Source organism: Roseinatronobacter sp. NSM (assembly GCF_052379845.1).
GTDB lineage: Bacteria > Pseudomonadota > Alphaproteobacteria > Rhodobacterales > Rhodobacteraceae > Roseinatronobacter.
This window is the reverse complement of the sequence record NZ_JBQTCF010000012.1, coordinates 49,858-66,488: the sequence shown is the minus strand read 5'-3', so window position 1 is coordinate 66,488 and position 16,631 is coordinate 49,858. Positions and strand designations below refer to the sequence as shown.

The 16,631-nt window shown below is 60.0% G+C and carries 17 protein-coding genes; 10 read left to right on the top strand and 7 right to left on the bottom strand.

The window, feature by feature from the left end:
- Positions 1-223 precede the first annotated feature (223 nt).
- From ACTZWY_RS08585 to ACTZWY_RS08570, 4 genes are all read left to right on the top strand, one after another.
- On the top strand, positions 224-1,126 hold the full coding sequence (locus tag ACTZWY_RS08585; RefSeq protein ID WP_444790279.1) for a YicC/YloC family endoribonuclease: 903 nt from the start codon (positions 224-226) through the stop codon (positions 1,124-1,126).
- A 4-nt stretch (positions 1,127-1,130) separates the two neighbouring features.
- On the top strand, positions 1,131-1,772 hold the full coding sequence (gene gmk / locus ACTZWY_RS08580) for a guanylate kinase (RefSeq protein ID WP_444790278.1): 642 nt from the start codon (positions 1,131-1,133) through the stop codon (positions 1,770-1,772).
- Between the two features lie 102 nt (positions 1,773-1,874).
- Positions 1,875-2,060, top strand: coding sequence for a hypothetical protein (locus ACTZWY_RS08575; protein WP_444790277.1), 186 nt, complete (start codon positions 1,875-1,877; stop codon positions 2,058-2,060).
- A 238-nt stretch (positions 2,061-2,298) separates the two neighbouring features.
- Positions 2,299-2,892 carry a 5-formyltetrahydrofolate cyclo-ligase gene (locus ACTZWY_RS08570; RefSeq protein WP_444790276.1) on the top strand — a complete coding sequence of 198 codons (594 nt, stop codon included), beginning with the start codon at positions 2,299-2,301 and terminating at the stop codon, positions 2,890-2,892.
- Positions 2,893-2,916: 24 nt separating this feature from the next.
- Here the strand turns inward: ACTZWY_RS08570 and ACTZWY_RS08565 are convergent, their stop codons facing one another.
- From ACTZWY_RS08565 to hpt, 4 genes are all read right to left on the bottom strand, one after another.
- On the bottom strand, positions 2,917-4,008 hold the full coding sequence (locus ACTZWY_RS08565; RefSeq protein WP_444790314.1) for an AI-2E family transporter: 1,092 nt from the start codon (positions 4,006-4,008) through the stop codon (positions 2,917-2,919).
- Between the two features lie 187 nt (positions 4,009-4,195).
- A complete protein-coding gene (locus tag ACTZWY_RS08560; RefSeq protein WP_444790275.1) occupies positions 4,196-5,116 on the bottom strand; it encodes a c-type cytochrome in 921 nt (306 codons plus the stop codon).
- A 91-nt stretch (positions 5,117-5,207) separates the two neighbouring features.
- The gene (locus tag ACTZWY_RS08555) at positions 5,208-5,663 is read right to left on the bottom strand and encodes a c-type cytochrome (protein WP_444790274.1); all 456 of its coding nucleotides are present in this window, start codon (positions 5,661-5,663) and stop codon (positions 5,208-5,210) included.
- 88 nt (positions 5,664-5,751) lie between these two features.
- Positions 5,752-6,288, bottom strand: a complete 537-nt coding sequence (hpt, locus tag ACTZWY_RS08550) for a hypoxanthine phosphoribosyltransferase (RefSeq protein WP_444790273.1) — start codon at positions 6,286-6,288, stop codon at positions 5,752-5,754.
- A gap of 64 nt (positions 6,289-6,352) precedes the next feature.
- On the opposite strand from hpt, the gene ACTZWY_RS08545 reads away from it, so the two are divergent.
- Positions 6,353-6,799, top strand: a complete 447-nt coding sequence (locus ACTZWY_RS08545; protein ID WP_444790272.1) for a type II toxin-antitoxin system RatA family toxin — start codon at positions 6,353-6,355, stop codon at positions 6,797-6,799.
- On the opposite strand, the gene ACTZWY_RS08540 is transcribed toward ACTZWY_RS08545, so the two are convergent.
- The 3 genes from ACTZWY_RS08540 to ACTZWY_RS08530 form a co-directional block, all read right to left on the bottom strand.
- Positions 6,790-7,272: a CinA family protein gene (locus ACTZWY_RS08540; RefSeq protein WP_444790271.1), complete on the bottom strand. Its 483-nt coding sequence runs from the start codon at positions 7,270-7,272 to the stop codon at positions 6,790-6,792. The genes ACTZWY_RS08545 and ACTZWY_RS08540 overlap by 10 nt on opposite strands.
- Positions 7,269-7,766, bottom strand: coding sequence for a phosphatidylglycerophosphatase A family protein (locus ACTZWY_RS08535; RefSeq protein WP_444790270.1), 498 nt, complete (start codon positions 7,764-7,766; stop codon positions 7,269-7,271). Before ACTZWY_RS08535 ends, ACTZWY_RS08540 begins: the two co-directional genes overlap by 4 nt.
- Before the next feature lie 79 nt (positions 7,767-7,845).
- Complete coding sequence (locus tag ACTZWY_RS08530; RefSeq protein WP_444790313.1) at positions 7,846-9,015, bottom strand: bifunctional 2-C-methyl-D-erythritol 4-phosphate cytidylyltransferase/2-C-methyl-D-erythritol 2,4-cyclodiphosphate synthase; 1,170 nt, start codon at positions 9,013-9,015, stop codon at positions 7,846-7,848.
- 193 nt (positions 9,016-9,208) lie between these two features.
- Between ACTZWY_RS08530 and dusB the strand changes: the two genes are divergently transcribed.
- The 5 genes from dusB to ntrX all read left to right on the top strand — a co-directional run bounded on the left by dusB (position 9,209) and on the right by ntrX (position 16,557).
- The gene (gene dusB, locus ACTZWY_RS08525; RefSeq protein ID WP_444790269.1) at positions 9,209-10,237 is read left to right on the top strand and encodes a tRNA dihydrouridine synthase DusB; all 1,029 of its coding nucleotides are present in this window, start codon (positions 9,209-9,211) and stop codon (positions 10,235-10,237) included.
- On the top strand, positions 10,234-11,337 hold the full coding sequence (locus ACTZWY_RS08520) for a two-component system sensor histidine kinase NtrB (protein ID WP_444790268.1): 1,104 nt from the start codon (positions 10,234-10,236) through the stop codon (positions 11,335-11,337). The genes dusB and ACTZWY_RS08520 overlap by 4 nt, the downstream gene beginning before the upstream one ends.
- A complete protein-coding gene (locus ACTZWY_RS08515) occupies positions 11,337-12,731 on the top strand; it encodes a response regulator (RefSeq protein WP_444790267.1) in 1,395 nt (464 codons plus the stop codon). Before ACTZWY_RS08520 ends, ACTZWY_RS08515 begins: the two co-directional genes overlap by 1 nt.
- 173 nt (positions 12,732-12,904) lie before the next feature.
- Entirely contained in the window at positions 12,905-15,178 is a 2,274-nt protein-coding gene (locus ACTZWY_RS08510) for an ATP-binding protein (protein ID WP_444790266.1), read from the top strand.
- On the top strand, positions 15,175-16,557 hold the full coding sequence (ntrX, locus tag ACTZWY_RS08505; RefSeq protein WP_444790265.1) for a nitrogen assimilation response regulator NtrX: 1,383 nt from the start codon (positions 15,175-15,177) through the stop codon (positions 16,555-16,557). Before ACTZWY_RS08510 ends, ntrX begins: the two co-directional genes overlap by 4 nt.
- Positions 16,558-16,631 lie beyond the last annotated feature (74 nt).

Genomic DNA, 16,631 nt, shown 5'->3' with positions numbered 1-16,631 from the left:
CAACTCGGCGGAAGTTCGTGCAGTGGCGCGGCATAAGGACCAGAGCTTCCGGCATTTTGCCGATTTCGGCTTCTGGCTTCATATTCTCTCAAGGTGTCTTAATAAGGCATGAATAGCGCATATTTTTCCTAAATTCTGCCACATTTTGCGCAAATGGTTAATGCGCGCGATTCCGGCGCAGGCGCTGCCGGCCGACATGGCATATGTTATGGGAAAAATCGCGATGTATTCTATGACAGGTTTCGCCAGCAAAACCACTGTGACCGAGTTGGATGGACTTGATCTGGTGCTGGAATGGGACATCCGCGCAGTGAATGCACGGGGGCTGGATATTCGGTTTCGCCTGCCAGAAAACATTGTTTTCATGGAGAAAAAGCTAAGGGAGCAGCTTGCCGCCACGGTGTCGCGCGGCACTGTGAATGTGACGCTGAAGGTGCAGTATCACGGTGGGGCCGCGCTGGGTATGATTGACCATGCAGTGCTTGATTCCGTTCTTGCAGGGCTTACCGCGGTGACCGCCAAGGCGCAGTCCATGGGCATTCAACTTGCCCCCCCATCCGCCCTTGAAGTGCTGAACTGGCGGTCGGTTTTGCCTAGTGGACAAGATTTTGCCGCAATTGATCCGGCGAATCTGGGCCAGATTGTGGCAGCGGATTTTGATCTTCTGTTGGAGGACTTCAACGCCATGCGACTCAGGGAAGGGGGGGAATTGGTGCGGCTTCTGGATGGGGTGCTCGACCGGATTGCCGCGTTGACCCTTGCCGCGCGCGACATATTGCCCGACCGCAGGCACCATGTCAGCGAAGTGATGCGCAAAGCGCTGGACCATCTGGCCGAAACCGCCCGCCCCGATACTGCGCGCGTTGAACAGGAACTGGCCCTGATTGCGATCAAGGCGGACGTCACCGAAGAAATTGACAGGCTTGCGGCACATTGTGCGGCTGCGCGCGCCTTGCTGCGCGGGGGGCCTGCTGTCGGGCGCAAGCTTGATTTTCTGACCCAGGAACTGAACCGCGAAGCCAACACCCTGTGTTCCAAATCCCAGCATCTTGGGCTAAGCAGGATTGGGCTTGATCTGAAAGCGGCAATCGATCAGATGCGCGAGCAAGTTCAAAACCTGGAGTAACCCCATGAAACGACGCGGCCTGCTGATCATCCTGTCCTCTCCGTCCGGGGCGGGAAAATCGACATTGGCCAAGCGCCTTATGGCGTGGGATCCGTCCATCCGTTTTTCAGTGTCCGCCACCACACGCGCGCCCCGTCCGGGCGAAGTGCACGGGCGTGAGTATTATTTCCGGACAAGGGAAGATTTTACCGCCATGATCGCGGCGGGCGAGATGCTGGAACATGCGGAAGTGTTCGGGAATTTCTATGGCTCGCCCAAAGGGCCAGTGGAACAGGCCATGGACGAAGGGCGCGACACCTTGTTCGACATTGACTGGCAAGGTGGCCAGCAGGTGCGCAATTCCACCCTTGGCAAGGATGTGATTTCAATTTTTGTTTTGCCCCCGTCCATTGCCGAACTGGAATCGCGCCTGCGTGGACGCGCGCAAGACAGTGATGATGTCATTGCGGGCCGCATGCAAAAGTCGCGCGATGAAATTAGTCACTGGGCGGAATATGACTATGTTCTGGTCAATGATGATCTGGAACAGACCCACACTGCGCTATGCGGCATCATTGAGGCAGAACGGCAGCGCCGGGAGCGCCAGCCCGGCCTGAATGAATTTGTGCGCAAGCTGAACACCGAGTTCGAAGCGCGCAAAGCCTGAAGCCTTGAACGTTCCATAGCGGCCGAATGCAGCGCGCGTTTACCTTTGGTTAGAGTCTGTGTCCTAGTCTTGTGCTGTAGGATCAGATATAGGCGTTGGGCAATGTTGGTAATTTCTATGCTTATGGCAGTGATCACCGGGGTATTCTCGGCGACAGTTGTTATTTTGCTGGGGTTCGGGCCCGTTTGGGCGTTGCTGGCCTATAGCGTGTCGGGCGCTGTTGGTCTGGTGCTGGCGTCTTGTGTGATTGCGGCAGCCCATACCGCACTGGTGCGCCCCACCACCTGACGCGCGTTGCGCAGGTTTGCGCGTAAAACACGCATAACCTTATGGTATTTGGGCCAGCTGTGGCCTTGTGCGGGCATCTGGTGGCGGCTGCGTTTGACCGTTTTTCCCTGGGCCAAATACCGTTTGCGGCTTGGAACTGGGCCTATCACAGGGCATGATAAAACAACGCAACGGTGTTTCGCTTTTGCTTCGGCGCTGATACACCCTGACCCGGTGCAGGCAGCAGGGGCCAGATGCAATGCAAAATGACATTTCCCATCAAAAAGCGGCCGCGCGCCTTCAGGCAACGGCAAACCGGAATGCGGCATTTCTGACGGCGCAGCGCGGCCCGGATGCGGATTTGGCCGCGCATAGTTTGCTGGACCTTCTGGCGGGGCAGTTCGGCGCCGGCCTGTCCGATGTGGTCTTGGCGGGATATATGCCAATGCGGTCCGAAATAGACCCGCTTCCGGCAATGGTGCAACATCGCGGCCCTGTCTGTGTTCCCGTCATCACCGGGGCGGGCCAGCCGCTTGAGTTTCACCGCTGGACGCCCGACACCCCGATGCGCGAAGGGCCGTTCAAGGCGCTGATCCCCGTCGCGCATGACCCGATAACCCCGCAAGCGCTGATTGTTCCCTTGCTGGCATTCGATCTGCACGGCTACCGTTTAGGCTATGGCGGCGGGTTTTATGACCGAAGTTTGGAAAAACTGCGCAAGCACGGGCCGGTTCTGGCGGTTGGGCTGGCATTTGACGCGCAACTTTGCGACCGGGTGCCTGTGAATGACACGGACCAGCAGCTTGATGCTGTTGTAACCGCGCGCGGCGTGGTCTGGTCGCGGTTGGGGTGACGCCGGGCCGTTGTCGCTGATCTGCTATTGGGCGCCGATTGCGCGCTGGAAATGCTGTTCATCCTCGTCCAGTTGTGCGGCGGGGACAGGGGACATGGGGAATTCCTCCTCGGCCAGCCCTTCGCGTGACAACAACACGGCAACAGGGCGCGCCGCAGGGATATGGGAACACACGATCATGACCGCCACCATGAAGGGCACGGCCAGAAACATGCCCGGTATGCCCCAGACCGCGCCCCAGAATGCCAGCGAAATAATGATTCCGAATGACGACAGGCGTAATGTCTTGCCCATCAACATGGGATCAATGACATTGCCAAGCAGGAACTGCGCCATTCCCACCAGCACGAAAATAAGAACCGCTGTCGACGGCTCGGTGACCTGAATATAGGCCACAAGCGTGACAATCAGCGTGGCGATAATGGACCCGACCGAGGGGATGAAGTTCAAAACGAAGGTCAGCAACCCCATGGCGGCTGCGAATTGCAGGTCAAACACCTTCATGACCATGAACACCACACCCCCTGTCACACTGCTGATCAGCGCCTTGACCAGAAGGTAATGGTTCACCCGCCGGATAATGGACCCGATGATGGCATTGACCCGCCGCGCCTGTGCCTTGTCCGACATCAGGTTTTCAAGCTTGGTGTCGAACCAGACCCGTTCTGCAAACATGAACCCCACAAACAGGATAATCAGCACTGATTGGCTCAGGATCGTGCCCGCCTGGCCCGCAGCCGACCGCAGATAGCCCGAAATCTCAATGCTGCGCATGGTTTGCAGCACAGATTGCTCCACATCCTCGCCCATCCAGGAAAACATCTGGGCAATGGCGGTTTGGGCGTCATCGGTGTAGGACAATGTTGTGGTCAGAACCGTGTTGATCTGCGAAATGACCAACCCCGCCAGCGTCAGCAACCCCGATGCAATCAGGAACACTGCCGCAACCGAGGCCAGCCAGTTCGTAATCCTGAAACTGCCCACGCGCAGCCGGGAGATGGAATTTATGGCATCCGATGTCAGCGAAAACAGGATAATCGCAATCGCCAGCGAAATCAGGATGAATTTTGCCTGCACCAACAGAAACAACACCACCGCAAAGGCGATGATTCCCATCAGCCATGTTTGCAGTCTGAACTTTTCGCCAAATGTCAGGCGATTGACTGTCGAATAACGTGATGTTTCGGGTTGGTCTGACATCTGGTCCTGAAGGGCTGGCGATAATTATGAGGCAGGCAAAGTATGGGCAGGATTGCGCGCTGGCACAACCCCGCGCGCGCGCCCACGTCACATGCAGGATTGGTTATTCGCCAGCGCGCAGGATATAGGCGGCAATCGCGTCCAGTTCGGTCTTGTCCAGATGCTGCAAATTGGCAACCACCGCCGCCATGGACCCGCCCACAACATCAAAAGACGGGGTGAAGCCGCTTTCCAGATAGGCGCTGATGTCAAAATGCGTCCAGTCAAAACCCGGACCCGCAATTGCGGGAATGCGCCCTTGGCCGGACGGGTTGGGCGCGCCCATAAGCCATTGGTCTGACTGCAACGCGCCAAGGCTGTTGCGCGGTGTGTGGCATTCGGCGCAATGGGCCAGCGCTTCCGCCAGATAGCGCCCCCGCGCCTCGGGTTCGGTCAGATCGCCGGTGACTGTCCAGCCGTCATCCAGATACAATGCCTTCCAAAGCCCCACACTGCGCCGGATAGTGAAGGGAAACCTCAGATCATGCGGGCGCGACGGGGTCGCATCGGCGGGCAGGGTGGTCATGAAGGTGTAAAGATCGGCCATATCCTGCGGATCGGCCTTGATATAGGCCGTATACGGAAAGGCAGGGTAATAATGATGCCCCTCGGGGGACACCCCGGCCATAACCGCATTCAGAAACTCATCGCGTGACCAGCTGCCTATGCCATGGGTGGGGTCGGTGCTGATATTGGGGGCGTAAAATATGCCGAAATCGGATTGAAACGCCTGCCCGCCGGCCAGCGCCATGGGGTCCGCATCCGGGTCCGTGCCCATATGGCAGGACGCGCAGCCCGCGGCCCTGAATACGGTTTCACCTGCCTGTGCGTCGCCTGACAACCCCAAAAGGCGTTCATCTGACAGCCGGGTGGGCGCACTGACCCACCATAGCGTCATGCCCGCCACCGCACCTATGGCCGCAGTTGCGCCCAGCAGCTTCAAAACGGGTTTGCGCCCGCGCGCCACGGGATTGGTGTTGGTCATATCAGCACACTTTTCTTGGGGGGCTCGCCGCTGACCCCCCCCCGCACTGGCATGGCCAGACGGGGGCAGGGGGCATGACACGTTTGCGCCGTCAGCCAGCTTCGGCGCGATAAGTCTGATGACAGGCCTGGCATGTCCCGCCAAGCGCCCCGACTGCCGGGCGCAAGGTATCCAGCCCGTCACCCGCAACCGCCTGCACGTTTTCGGCTGCCGTTTGCAGCGCTACAAATTTGCCAACGAAATCATCCAGATTTTCCCAGATCGCGGGCAGGGCGCGGGTGCCCTCCACGCTTTGGGCATCTGTGCCTTCTGGCCAAAGCCGGCTTTGGTCATGACGGGTGACATGAAACAGGTTGTCCGCAGCGGTCTGCGCAAGCGCCGCGTCATAGTCAACGCGGCCCTGTGCCATGCCGCCCAGCACTGCGAAATTATGCACAATCAGGTTGAACTGGCCCTGACGTTGGCCAATCTCGGGGTGATCCTGTGCCATTGCAGGCAGGGCCAGGGTGGTCAAAAACAGGCTTGCGCCAAAAACTATGCGTCGCATCAGAACTATCCCTTGGTTGATATTAAGTGTTTGATCCATCCTAAGCAGCGGATCACGAAGATCAACACACGGGCGCGTGATAGCACCGTCAGGTGAAGCGCACCTTGCCGATATAGGGCAGGTTGCGGTTTCGTTGAGCATAATCGATGCCATAGCCCACCACGAATTCATCGGGAATTTCAAACCCTGTCCAGCGGGCGCGAATGTCGACTTCGCGCCGCGATGGCTTGTCCAGCAGCGCGCAGACTTCCAGCCGCGCAGGGTTGCGCGCCAGCAGCATTTGCAACACATGGCTCAGCGTATAGCCTGTATCCACAATATCCTCGACGACCAGCACATCGCGCCCTTCGATCTTGCCGCTCAGGTCTTTCAGAATGCGCACCTCGCGCGATGACTGCGTGGAACTGCCATAGCTGGAGGCCTCCAGAAAATCGACCTCGACGGGCAGGTCAATCTCGCGCACCAGATCGGCAATAAACACGAATGACCCGCGCAGCAGCCCCACCACGACCAGCTTTTCCGTGCCCGCAAAGTCGCGGGTAATTTCGCCTGCCAGTTCCTCGACCCGCGCGGCGATTTGCTTGGCGCTGATCATCTGATCGATGACATAGGGGTTTTGCGTCATTTCGGCCTCTTGATTTTTCGGGCCGACTTTAGGACATGTGCACAACACAGAAAAGAGTGAACACATGCCCCAGCACCATGAACACCGTGATATGCCCTATACAGCCCAGCAGATTTTCGATCTGGTGGCCGATGTGGCGCGCTATCCGGAATTCCTGCCCTGGACCGCCGCCGCGCGCATCCGCTCGCGCAAACCCATCGACGGAGGCGAGGAGATGGAGGCCGATCTGGTCATTTCCTTCAAGGTGTTTCGGGAACGCTTCGGCAGCCGCGTAAAACTGTTTCCGCAAAAGGGCGAAATCGACACGGCCTATATTGACGGGCCGTTCAAATACATGCTGTCGCGCTGGCAGGTGCAGGACAATCCCGCAGGCGGGTGCGTGGTGGATTTCCATGTCGATTTCGAATTCCGCAATCCGGTGCTGCAAAAACTGATCGGCGTTGTGTTCGATCAGGCCATGCGCCGGATCGTGGGCGCGTTTGAAGCGCGCGCCAAGGCACTTTACGGCTGATCAGGCCGCGTCAGGGCGCGCAACATCAACGCCAGCGCATGCGCAACTGTCGCCTGGCGGACATTGGCGCGCCCCACGGCCCCGAACTCCATCGTTTCGACCCAAACGCTCCGCGCATCTGCCAGCCCGAAACACACACGCCCCTCGGGCTTGTGCTCTGACCCGCCAGGGCCTGCAATGCCCGTCACGGCCACAGCCAGCCCGGAATCTGAACGCGCCAACGCGCCCTGCGCCATTTCCGCCGCTACCTGTTGCGAAACTGCACCAAAAGCGTTCAATGTGGCCACCCGTACCCCCAGCATCTGTTCCTTGGCCGCGTTGGAATAGGTGATGAACCCGCGATCCACGACATCCGATGACCCCGCAATATCGGTCAATGCCGCAATGATCAGGCCGCCTGTGCAGCTTTCGGCGGTGGCAATTCTCACCTTGTGCGCGCGCGCGGCGCGCAAAACCTCCTGTGCGCCGCTCATGCCATAAACACCCCATGCGCCAGCGCAGCCAGCACCACGACCATCAGCGCCGCAAACGCCCCCGCGATCATGTCATCCAGCATCACGCCCAGCGGCGTATGCAGCCGGTCTGCCCATCCCACCGGGCCGGGTTTCAGAATGTCGAACGCCCGGAACGCCAGGACCGCCACCACCCAACCCGGCCACAAGGCGGTAATCGCCACCCCCTGCATCATTGCGCCCAAGGAAACCGGCCACAGCGCCAGCCACATGCCCGCCACTTCGTCAATGACAATTTCGGATGGGTCAGGATCAGTCATGCCGCGGGTTTCCTGAATGGTCACCCACCAGCCCAGCAAGAACACCAGCGCAGTCGCCAGCGCCAGCAACCAGAACCCGCCCACCACATGCAAGCCCCATGCGACAGGCAGCGCCGCCACTGTGCCCCATGTTCCCGGCGCTGGCCGCAACAGCCCCGCCCCGAAAAACGTTGCAATCACCCGTGTCATGCGCATGCAGCCCTCCTTTTCATCTTGCCTCAAATACTCTCAGGGGGTGAATGGGCCGCAGGCCCAGAGGGGGCAGAATGCCCCATCACTGCGCAATCAGGCACACTGTCGCCAGCGCTGCAATGCCTTCCTCGCGGCCTGTGAACCCCAATTTTTCCGATGTGGTTGCCTTCACGCTGATGCGCGCCACGTCAATATCCATGATGCCGGCCAGGGCGTGGCGCATGGTCTGGGCATGTGGACCAATTTTCGGGAATTCACAAATCAGTGTCACATCACAATTTCCAATCGCAAATCCGCGGGCGCGCGCCAGATCGACCGCATGGCGCAGGAAAATGTGACTGGCCGCGCCTTTCCATTGCGGGTCGCTTGGGGGGAAATGCTGGCCTATATCCCCTTCGCCCAAGGCCCCATAGATGGCATCTGTCAGCGCATGCATGCCCACATCTGCGTCGGAATGCCCCTCCAGCGTGCGATCATGATCCACCAGCACCCCGCACAGCCAGCAGCCCTTGCCCGCCCCGAAACGATGCACATCAAACCCGTTGCCAAGCCGAATATCCATGGCGCGTCTTGTCCTTTCCCGCAAAATCGCCTCTGCGCGGTCAAAATCCGCCGCGTAGGTCAGTTTGAAATTCTCCTCGCAGCCCAGTGTCAGGGTCACGTCAAGGCCCGCCGCGCGCGCAATTTCGACGTCATCGGCAGCATCGCCCGATTGCAGGCAATGCGCAGACATGATGGCGTCGAAATGGAACCCTTGCGGAGTTTGCGCGCGGTATAGCGCGGCCCGGCTGACGGCATCTTGCGCATGCCCCGCGCCTGCTCCGGTTCCCGTTCCATCGCCCGCGCGCCACAAGGCATCCACGACCGGCAGCGCGGCGGTTGCGGCCTTGGCCGTGTCCAGCGCGGCAATCACATCGTCGATTATGCGCGCTGTCACAAACGGGCGCGCGCCATCGTGGATCAGCACTTTGTCGGGCGGGTCGGGTGCCAGCGCATCCAGCGCCGCGCGCACCGAGGCCGCCCGCGTTGCCCCGCCCGCGATGATCTGCACATGCGTCAGGTCCAGACTGTCGGCGCGCGCGAAATCATCAGGGTTCAGCACCAGCACCAATTGCCGCAATCCCGCCTTGCGCAGCGCATCCAGCGTGTGGGCCAGCACCGGGCGGCCCGCCAACATGCGCCATTGCTTTGGCAGGCCGCTTCCTGCGCGGGTTCCCCGCCCTGCGGCGACAATGATTGCAGCGATGGTCAGCGTCATCTGGGGCCTTTCAGTTGTTGTCCAGCTATAGGCCGAAGCGGGGGGTGCTGACAATCCGCGCGATGATCTGTTGGTTGTGCTTAAATTATAGGCATATGCTGAAATTCGCGTCACGGGTTTGGGCAGTTCGTTTGCGCTGGCCCGCGCAATGGGTGTATGGCGGGGAAAGAACTTCAGGACAGGGCGCATGACGGCAACCAAGATTTCGCAGCAGATTCCGCTTCGGGGCAGCGCAAGGGATACAGTTATAACCCCGCCGGTGCTGTTGGCCCCTTTGGCGGGGATAACGGATTTGCCGTTTCGCCGCGTGGTGGCGCGGTTTGGTGCGGGGCTTGTCGTGTCTGAAATGGTGGCAAGTCAGGAAATGGTGCAGGCCAAGCAATCCATGCGCGCCCGCGCGCGCAGTGAACTGGGCTTGGGGGAAGCGCGCACTGCCGTGCAGATTGCGGGGCGCGACCCGCACTGGATGGCACAGGCCGCCCGCATGATCGAGGATGGCGGCGCCGAGGTGATCGACATCAATATGGGCTGTCCCGCCAAGAAGGTGGTGGGTGGCATGTCAGGGTCTGCCCTGATGCGCGAACCTGACCACGCCTTGCGCCTGATTGACGCGGTGGTGGGGGCGGTATCGGTTCCGGTGACGTTAAAAACCCGTCTGGGCTGGGATGATGATTGCCTGAATGCCGCGCAGTTGGTGCAACGCGCCGCCGCGTCGGGCGTGCGCATGGTCACAATCCACGGGCGCACGCGCTGCCAGTTCTACAAAGGGCAGGCAAACTGGCGCGCGATTGGCGATGTGGTGCGCGCCACGGATATTCCGGTCATTGCCAATGGCGATATCCTGTGCGCGGACACGGCGCGCAAGGCGCTGTCACAGTCTGGCGCAGCGGGGGTCATGGTCGGGCGTGGTGCGCAGGGGCGGCCCTGGGTGCTGGCGCAGATCGCCGCAGACCTGTTCGGGCAGAAGCAACCCGACATTCCCACCGGGCCTGCGCTGGTCGATCTGGTCGCGGCACATTATGAAGATATGCTGGCCTTCTATGGCACTGCGCTGGGCATGAAGGTCGCGCGCAAACATCTGGGCTGGTATAGCGACCATGTGCAGGGCTGCGCTGCGCTGCGCCGGGCTGTGCAGACATCACCTGACCCGGCCCATGTTTTGCGGCTGTTGCCCGATGCCCTATGCCCGGCGCCGCAATTGGGGCGCGCGGCATGACACCACCAGTCACAGGGGCAATCTGGTCGGCGCTTCCCTTGCCGGCACTGATGATCGGTGTGGTGCGCGGGCAGGAAACGATTGTGGACTGCAACCCGTCGGCGGAACAGTTCCTGGGCCTGTCGCGGCGCGGTGTGCTGGACCGCGCACTGGCGCAGCTTGTCCAGATGGATGCCCCGCTGGACAGTGCATTGGAACGGTGCCGTGTCAACCGCGCGCCCGTATTCGTCAATGATGTGCACCTGACCATTGGCACACGCGCACCGGTTCAATGCGCGTTGCAGCTTGCGCTGATCGGGGACAGGCCGGACCTGGTTCTGGTGCTCATCAACCCGCGCGAAATTGCCGGCAAGCTGGGGCAGGCCGAAGGTATACGCCAATCTGCGCGGTCTGTCATTGGCATGTCGCAAATGCTGGCGCATGAAATCAAGAACCCGCTGGCAGGCATTGCAGGGGCTGCGCAGCTTTTGTCCATGAACTTGCGCCCTGAAGACCGCGAACTGACGGATCTGATTGTCGAGGAGACCCAGCGGATCGTTAAACTTCTCAATCAGGTGGAACAGTTCGGCAACCAGCGCCCGCCGGATTGCGGACCGGTGAATATTCATGATGTTCTGGAACGCGCGCGCCGGTCGGCGGCTGTGGGGTTTGCCGCGCATATGCGCATTACCGACAGTTACGACCCGTCGCTTCCGCATGTTTGGGCGGACCCTGACCAGTTGTTGCAGGTGTTTCTGAACCTGCTGAAAAACGCAGCCCAAGCCCAGCCCAAAGGGGGGCGGATACGGATCAAGACCTATTTTGAACAATCGCTGCGCGTGCGCGGCGAGCAGGGGCAGGACGTGGCGCTTCCGATCCATATCGAAGTGATCGATGACGGGCCGGGCCTGCCTGAAGATATTGCCGATGACATTTTCGACCCCTTTGTGTCCGGGCGCGAGAATGGAACAGGTCTGGGGCTTGCGCTCGTGTCCAAGATCATATCGGCGCATACCGGCTGGATCAGCGTTGACAGCAAACCGGGCCGGACGGTCTTTCGTATTTCCCTGCCGCGCGCACCGCAAGCGCCGCAACAGCCAACCCAAACGGAGTATGCCTGATGGACGGAACAGTCCTTGTCGCTGATGATGACCGCACAATCCGAACTGTGTTGACACAGGCACTGACGCGTGCGGGCTGCAAGGTGCATGCCACCTCCAGCCTGACAACGCTGCTACGCTGGGTGGAAGAAGGGCGCGGTGATCTGGTCATCACTGATGTCATGATGCCAGATGGCAACGGGATAGAAATGATCCCGAAAATCAGTCAGGAACGCCCTGATCTGCCCGTTATCGTGATTTCTGCGCAAAACACCATCATGACGGCCATTCAGGCCAATGAAGTGGACGCGCATGATTATCTGCCCAAGCCTTTTGACCTGCCGGAATTGCTGAAGCGGGCAGGGGCGGCGATGAAAAACCGCAGGCTGATGTCCTCTACGGAAGTGGTCAACCGCCCTGCCTCGGCGCCGCCGCGCGGGGATGTGCTAAGCATGGAAGGCTTGCCCCTTGTGGGACGCACGCCGGTGATGCAGGAACTTTACCGCCTGATTGCGCGGGTCATCAATTCGGCCATGCCGGTTCTGATAACGGGGGAATCGGGCACCGGAAAATCCCTGATCGCGCGCACCTTGCATGACCTGTCAGACCGGCGCGGCCAGCCCTTCATCAGCGCCACATCCGAGGATTTCCGGTCCCCTGACGGGGCGCAAACGCTGCTGTCGCGGGTGCGCGGCGGAACGCTTTTGTTCGATGAACTGGGCAGCTATGACGACGAGGCGCAGTTGCGCGCCGCGCGGGTGCTGGACATGGTGCAAGATGACGGGCCGCGTATCATGGCCACGGCGCAATCCAACCTTGCCAAGGCGCTGGCCGAAGGCAAGCTGCGCGAAGACCTGTATTACCGCCTTGGTGGGGTGACGCTGAACGTGCCTGCCTTGCGTGAACGTATTGACGATCTGGACCCGCTGGCGCAGCATTTTCTGGGGCAGGCCGCCGAAGATGGTGCCATCCAGCGCAAATTGTCGCCTGATGCGCTGGAACTTGTGCGCGCCTATTCCTGGCCGGGCAATGTGCGGCAATTGCAAAATACCTTGCGGCGGCTGACATTGACGGGCGTTGAACCGGTAATTTCCCGCACGGAAATGGAAACCGCCCTGAAAAGCCAGCCAAGCGCGGCCGCGATTGGTGCGAATTTCAGCGGGGAAACCCTGTCCGAAGCGGTGGCGCGGCATTTGCGGCGCTATTTTGACCTGCATGGTCAGGACCTTCCGCCACCGGGCCTGCATGCCCGTATCCTGCGCGAAATCGAAACCCCGCTGATTGAAATCGCGCTGGATGCGACAGGGGGCAATCAGGCGCGTTGTGCCGACCTGCTGGGCATCAACCGCAACACCTTGCGCAAGAAAATTACCGAACTGGAAATCGAAGTGTCGCGCAGGCGCAAGCTGGCCTGACCCTTGTGTGGGGGCTGCGGATATGCCCCGCCAGTTTCTGCCCGTTTCGGTTGTTTGATGTAGAATTACCACAGTCGATGTGTCATTCTGGACGCAATTGCGTAAAGCTGACGATAGAGCTGTGCCTCTATCGGCAAAAGCGGTGGTGGTAGGGTGCCTTGTCAGAATTGGGTGTGACTCGAAAACTTGGGGTTGCGGGGCGGTTTTCGTCCGAATGGGACCAGCGCTTTTCAGCAGTTGCGACTGTTGCACTGATCTTGCTTGGCCCCGCCTTGGTGCTGCTGACGCTTCTGGGGCTTGGCCCGCTTAGCGAAGCGGTCGAATCGCGCGGGCTGTTCCTTATTCTGCTGGCCGATCTGGTGTATATCCTGATCGTGGCGGGGTTGGTGGCTGTGCGCGTGGCGCGGCTGGTGGCGGCGCGGCGGTCAGACTCTGCCGGGTCGAAGCTGCATTTGCGCCTGTCCACGCTGTTTGCCGCCATCGCATTGGTGCCGACAATTACAGTTGCCGTTTTCGCGGCGCTGACAGTGAATGTCGGGCTGGAAGGGTGGTTTTCCGACCGCGTGCAGCGCGTTGTCGGTGCATCCCTTGCCGCGGCGGAAGCGTATCAATTCGAACAGGAACGCGACCTGCGCGTAGATACGCGCGAATTGGCGGAATATCTGGATACCGCGCGGCGCTTGTTCCCGCTGCTGGATGAGGGGGATTTGCGCAATCTTCTGTCCGAAGGGCAGGCGGGCATCCAGCGCGGGTTGCGCGTGGCGTTTGTGGTTGATGGCATGGGCGAGTTGCGCTCGCGCGGTGAGCGGTCCTACCGGTTCAACTTTACCCCGCCGGACCCGGCTGCGATTGCGGCTGCGCGCGACGATATAGTTGTAATAAAAGATTGGCAAAACAATGAGTTCCGCGCCATAGCTGCGTTGAATAACTATGTTGACCGCTATGTGTATGTCGCCCGCGAAGTGGACGGGGAAATCCTGTCGCTGCTGGATGAAACCCGCGAAACAGTGGCGCTGTATCAGCAATTGGAACAGGAACGCGGGCGGCTGTTGTTCCAGTTCGCGGCGCTGTATCTGGGGTTTGCGCTTATTCTTATTCTGGCGGCGGTCTGGCTGGGCCTGTCATTTGCCGAACGCCTTGCGCGGCCTGTGGGCCGTCTGGCGGAAGCCGCGCAGCGCGTGGGCGCGGGCGATTTTGATGTGCAGGTCAAGCTGTCGCGCGGGGATGATGAAATCACCCTGCTGGGGCGGGTGTTCAACCAGATGACGCGGCAACTGAAGGGCCAGCACGAAGCGCTTGTCGAAAATAACCGCCAGATCGAAGCGCGGCGGCGGTTGTTTGATTCCGTGCTTGGGTCGGTGACCGCCGGGGTGATCGGGCTTGATGCGCAAGGGCGGCTGGATTTCATCAACAAGGCCGGTCAGACCCTGATCGAGGTAGATGCCGAGGGCGTGCATGATCTGGCCTTGTTCGATGTTGTGCCGGAATTCACCCCCTTGCTGGAGCGGTTGCAGGGCAGTCAGGTGGCCTTGGGGCGGGTTCAGGAAGAAGTGCGCCTGTCGCGGTCCGGGCGACTTGAAACCCTGCTGGTGCGTGTGGCGGAACGGCGGCGCAGTGACGGGCGGCTGGAAGGATATGTTGTCGCATTCGATGATGTCAGTGATCTGGTCAGCGCGCAGCGCATGGCGGCATGGGGCGATGTGGCGCGCCGTATCGCGCATGAAATCAAGAACCCGCTGACGCCCATTCAGTTGTCGGCAGAACGCATAGACCGCAAATTCGCGCGCAAACTGGTTCCGGAAGATGCCGAAAGCCTGTCACAGCTGACAGCCGTTATTGTGCGTCAAACCAATGACTTGCGGCGCATTGTTGATGAATTTTCGCGGTTTGCCCGCATGCCCGAACCCGACCGGCGCGCCCATGATATTGTTGCGATTATGCGTGATTGTGTGCTGTTGCAGGAAAGTGGCCAGCCCGATGTGCATTTCACCACCGATCTGCGTGACACACCGCTGGTGCTGGAACTTGACGATACGATGATAGCGCAGGCATTGACCAACCTGATCAAGAACGCAGGTGAGGCCACCCAGGCCAAGCGCGCCACACTGGGGCAAGACGCCTATGTGGCGCAAATCCGGGTTGCGCTGGCGGTTCAGGACGCGGCTGTGCAGATTACGATTGCCGATAACGGAATCGGCCTGCCCGAAGACCGCGCGCGCCTGTTTGAACCCTATGTGACCACCCGCGCCGAAGGCACCGGCCTTGGCCTGTCGATTGTGCGCAAAATCATCGAGGAACATGGCGGCACCTTGCGACTGGAGGATGCGCCCGTTTTTGATGGTTGTGACCATCGCGGGGCAATGGCCGTCATCACCTTGCCGCTTTTATGCGCGGCGGAACCGGAAATTAGAAATAATGACACAAAAAGCAGGGAAGTTGGGGCATGAGTGACATCCTGATTGTCGATGATGAACGCGATATCCGCGAATTGATTTCCGACATTCTGAAGGATGAAGGGTATTCAACGCGCCTTGCCGCGAATTCCGATCAGGCCATGGCGGAAGTCAACGCAAACGCGCCAGCGCTTATGATTCTGGACATCTGGCTGAAGGACAGCAAGATGGACGGGATCGATATTTTGATGAAGGTCAAACGATCAAATCCTGATATTCCCATTGTCATCATATCCGGCCATGGCAATGTTGAAGTTGCGGTCGCTGCCATCAAGCAAGGGGCCTATGATTTTATTGAAAAGCCGTTCAATATTGACAAGCTGATGGTTGTGATCAACCGCGCGATGGAAGCGTCGCGCCTGCGGCGGGAAAATCAGGATCTGCGCCGCCGTGACACGCATTCATCAGAACTGATTGGCGAAAGCCATGCGTTCCGCAGCCTGTGCGCGCAGTTGGAAAAGGTGACCAGTTCCAACGCCCGCATCATGTTTACCGGACCTGCGGGCAGCGGCAAGGAAGCGGCGGCGCGTTTTGTCCATGAAAATTCCGACAGGGCGTCGGGGCCGTTTGTGTGCGTGTCCTCTGCCGCGATGGAACCGGAACGCATGGAAGAAGTGTTGTTTGGCCGCGAAAGCGGCGAACGCGGGGTCGAACCGGGGTTGCTGGAACAGGCCCATGGGGGCGTGGTGTTCTTCGATGAAGTGGCCGATATGCCGCTGGGCACGCAATCCAAAATCCTGCGCGTGCTGGTTGACCAGCAATTCACCCGTGTGGGCGGGGCCGACAAGGTGCGCGTGGATATGCGTGTCATGAGTGCGACCACCCGCGACCTGTCTGCCCTGATCCGCGAAGGGCAGTTCCGCCAGGAACTGCTGGACCGGCTTAGCGTGGTTCCCGTGCGCGTGCCGGGGCTGGAAGAACGCCGCGAGGATATACCCCTTCTGGCAAGCTATTTCATTGACTTGCTGCACAAATCCCAGGGATTGCCGCGCCGCGCACTGGAGGATGCGGCGCAGGCCCATTTGCAGACCATGCGCTGGCCCGGCAATATCCGGCAGTTGCGCAATGTCATTGAACGCGCGCTGATCCTTGGGGACGGGGCTGCGCCCATCGGGTTGGGGGATCTGCAAAATGACACCCGCGCCAGCACCGCGCAGCCCGATGACACCGCCAAGGTTATCTTGTCGGGTGCCCTGACCGCGTTGCCCTTGCGCGATGCGCGTGAATTGTTCGAACGCGAATACCTGTTGTCGCAAATTCACCGTTTCGGGGGCAATATCAGCAGAACGGCGAATTTTGTTGGAATGGAGCGTTCGGCCTTGCACCGCAAGCTGAAATCACTGGGGGTCAGCACTGCCAAGAACGCGCAATAAAGCGGGTAGCCGTCGCGGGCGACATTGCCTTGCATGTGCCTTGCAACGCTGCCAGAAGATGGGCCTTGCGGTTA

What these genes read in the sequence shown, in the direction of transcription:
- ACTZWY_RS08585 (WP_444790279.1), top strand. Translation starts at nt 224, where the DNA reads ATGTATTCTATGACAGGTTTCGCCAGCAAAACCACTGTGACCGAGTTG.
- gmk (WP_444790278.1), top strand. Translation starts at nt 1,131, where the DNA reads ATGAAACGACGCGGCCTGCTGATCATCCTGTCCTCTCCGTCCGGGGCG.
- ACTZWY_RS08575 (WP_444790277.1), top strand. Translation starts at nt 1,875, where the DNA reads ATGTTGGTAATTTCTATGCTTATGGCAGTGATCACCGGGGTATTCTCG.
- ACTZWY_RS08570 (WP_444790276.1), top strand. Translation starts at nt 2,299, where the DNA reads ATGCAAAATGACATTTCCCATCAAAAAGCGGCCGCGCGCCTTCAGGCA.
- ACTZWY_RS08565 (WP_444790314.1), bottom strand. Translation starts at nt 4,008, where the DNA reads ATGGGAATCATCGCCTTTGCGGTGGTGTTGTTTCTGTTGGTGCAGGCA.
- ACTZWY_RS08560 (WP_444790275.1), bottom strand. Translation starts at nt 5,116, where the DNA reads ATGACCAACACCAATCCCGTGGCGCGCGGGCGCAAACCCGTTTTGAAG.
- ACTZWY_RS08555 (WP_444790274.1), bottom strand. Translation starts at nt 5,663, where the DNA reads ATGCGACGCATAGTTTTTGGCGCAAGCCTGTTTTTGACCACCCTGGCC.
- hpt (WP_444790273.1), bottom strand. Translation starts at nt 6,288, where the DNA reads ATGACGCAAAACCCCTATGTCATCGATCAGATGATCAGCGCCAAGCAA.
- ACTZWY_RS08545 (WP_444790272.1), top strand. Translation starts at nt 6,353, where the DNA reads ATGCCCCAGCACCATGAACACCGTGATATGCCCTATACAGCCCAGCAG.
- ACTZWY_RS08540 (WP_444790271.1), bottom strand. Translation starts at nt 7,272, where the DNA reads ATGAGCGGCGCACAGGAGGTTTTGCGCGCCGCGCGCGCGCACAAGGTG.
- ACTZWY_RS08535 (WP_444790270.1), bottom strand. Translation starts at nt 7,766, where the DNA reads ATGCGCATGACACGGGTGATTGCAACGTTTTTCGGGGCGGGGCTGTTG.
- dusB (WP_444790269.1), top strand. Translation starts at nt 9,209, where the DNA reads ATGACGGCAACCAAGATTTCGCAGCAGATTCCGCTTCGGGGCAGCGCA.
- ACTZWY_RS08520 (WP_444790268.1), top strand. Translation starts at nt 10,234, where the DNA reads ATGACACCACCAGTCACAGGGGCAATCTGGTCGGCGCTTCCCTTGCCG.
- ACTZWY_RS08515 (WP_444790267.1), top strand. Translation starts at nt 11,337, where the DNA reads ATGGACGGAACAGTCCTTGTCGCTGATGATGACCGCACAATCCGAACT.
- ntrX (WP_444790265.1), top strand. Translation starts at nt 15,175, where the DNA reads ATGAGTGACATCCTGATTGTCGATGATGAACGCGATATCCGCGAATTG.